This is a genomic window from Arthrobacter sp. P1_A5 (genome assembly GCF_056406825.1).
This window is the reverse complement of the sequence record NZ_JBFTZL010000338.1, coordinates 1-1,641: the sequence shown is the minus strand read 5'-3', so window position 1 is coordinate 1,641 and position 1,641 is coordinate 1. Positions and strand designations below refer to the sequence as shown.

Sequence of the window (1,641 nt, the reverse complement as noted above, 5' to 3'; positions counted from 1 at the left end):
GCTTCGCGGATGGGCTCCAGGGCCWCCCAGGTCAGCTGCGGAAGGGCGGCWWCGTCCGCGGCCGTGCGGACCGGTTTGTCCAGCACGGGTCCGACGCCGGGCACGATGTCCACTCCGACGCCGGCCAGCTTGAGCGGGATGACAATGTCCGAGAAGAAGATGGCGGCATCGACGTCGTGGCGGCGTACCGGCTGCAGGGTGATCTCTGAGGCCAGCTCGGGGCGCAGGCACGAGTCCAGCATCGCGACGCCCTCACGGACCTTGAGGTATTCGGGCAGCGAGCGGCCGGCCTGGCGCATGAACCAGACGGGACGGCGGGAGGGCTTGCCGCCGCGGTAGGCGGTGATCAGCGGCGAATCCGCGGTGCGGCCGTCCATCAGCGGGTGGCCGGCGTCGAGGCCGCGGGCGGCGCCATCTGTGGCGGCGCCGTCAATGGCTGCATTGCCGGCTGCGCCGTTGTCGGACGTACTGAATGTGGTCGTGCCGGCACGTGCCGCAGCGCTTGGAGTCATGACTTCGATTGTGCCCAAATTTGTGCCCAAAAGATAACGACAGCCTGTCACGCCGGCTCTGACACCGGCCCCGAGTGCCGCGTCGTGGCGGGAATCACAGGCCAGGGTGCCTGAGCCCACGCCCGGACAGTTGTTCTACACGGGCGCGAAAAAGCTATGATGGTGATGCTGTGGTTCTTTTTTCATTGGTGGCTACACACGCCGACATCGACCTCGAAACCGTTGCTCAGTTGAGCACCGGTGCTTCAGGGATCGCCACATCCGCCCTCGCCGGATCGCCGGCTGTGGCGGGTGCCGTTGTCCTTGCCACCTGCAACCGCCTTGAAATCTACGGCGAAGCACCCCATCCGGACGCCGTCGCCGCCGCCCGGGCGGCCCTCATCACCCACATCAGCGGCGCCAGCGGACTCAACGACCAGCTCGTCTCCCGCGCCTTCAGCACCCGCACCGGCGCCGAGGTCAGCCAGCACCTCTTCTCGGTCAGCTCCGGTCTGGACTCCGCCGTGGTGGGCGAACGGGAAATTGCCGGGCAGGTGCGCCGCGCCTTGATCACGGCCCAGCACGAGGGCACCGCCAGCTCCGGCCTGGTCCGGCTGTTCCAGGCCGCGTCCAAGACCGCGAAGGACGTCGGCGCCCAGACGGCGTTGGGTTCGCGCGGGCTCTCCATCGTCTCCGTGGCCCTTGATCTCGCCACTGACCTGTCGGAAAACCCGGACTGGTCCGCCAAGAAAGCCGTTGTCTTCGGGACCGGCGCCTACGCCGGTGCCACCATGTCCCTGCTGCGGGAACGTGGCTGCACCGATGTCTTTGTCTATTCCTCCTCCGGCCGCGCCGCCGGCTTCGTCGCCACCCGGGGCGGCACGGCACTGAACGAGGACACGCTTCCGGGCGCAGTTGCCGCCGCCGACGTCATGATCGGCTGCAGCGGCTCCGACAGCCGGGTCGAAGCGGACGAACTCGCCCGGATCCGGGCGAACTCGGCCCAGCCGCTGATCGCGATCGATCTCGCTTTGACCCATGACTTCGACCCCGCGGTCGGCGACCTCGACGGCGTTGAACTGCTTACGCTGGAATCGGTCCGGCTGGCCGCACCGCAGGAACAGGCCGAGTCGCTCGAACAGGCCAGCAG

The 1,641-nt window shown here is 68.2% G+C and carries 2 protein-coding genes; one reads left to right on the top strand and one right to left on the bottom strand.

Annotated elements, in window-relative coordinates:
- A partial coding sequence (locus tag AC1D1S_RS21075; protein ID WP_476995439.1) for a uroporphyrinogen decarboxylase family protein occupies positions 1–512 on the bottom strand: 512 nt, incomplete at its 3' end.
- 170 nt (positions 513–682) lie between these two features.
- Here AC1D1S_RS21075 and AC1D1S_RS21070 point away from each other — a divergent pair.
- Positions 683–1,641 (top strand): glutamyl-tRNA reductase (locus tag AC1D1S_RS21070; protein ID WP_476995438.1); only part of this gene is annotated, 959 nt, incomplete at its 3' end.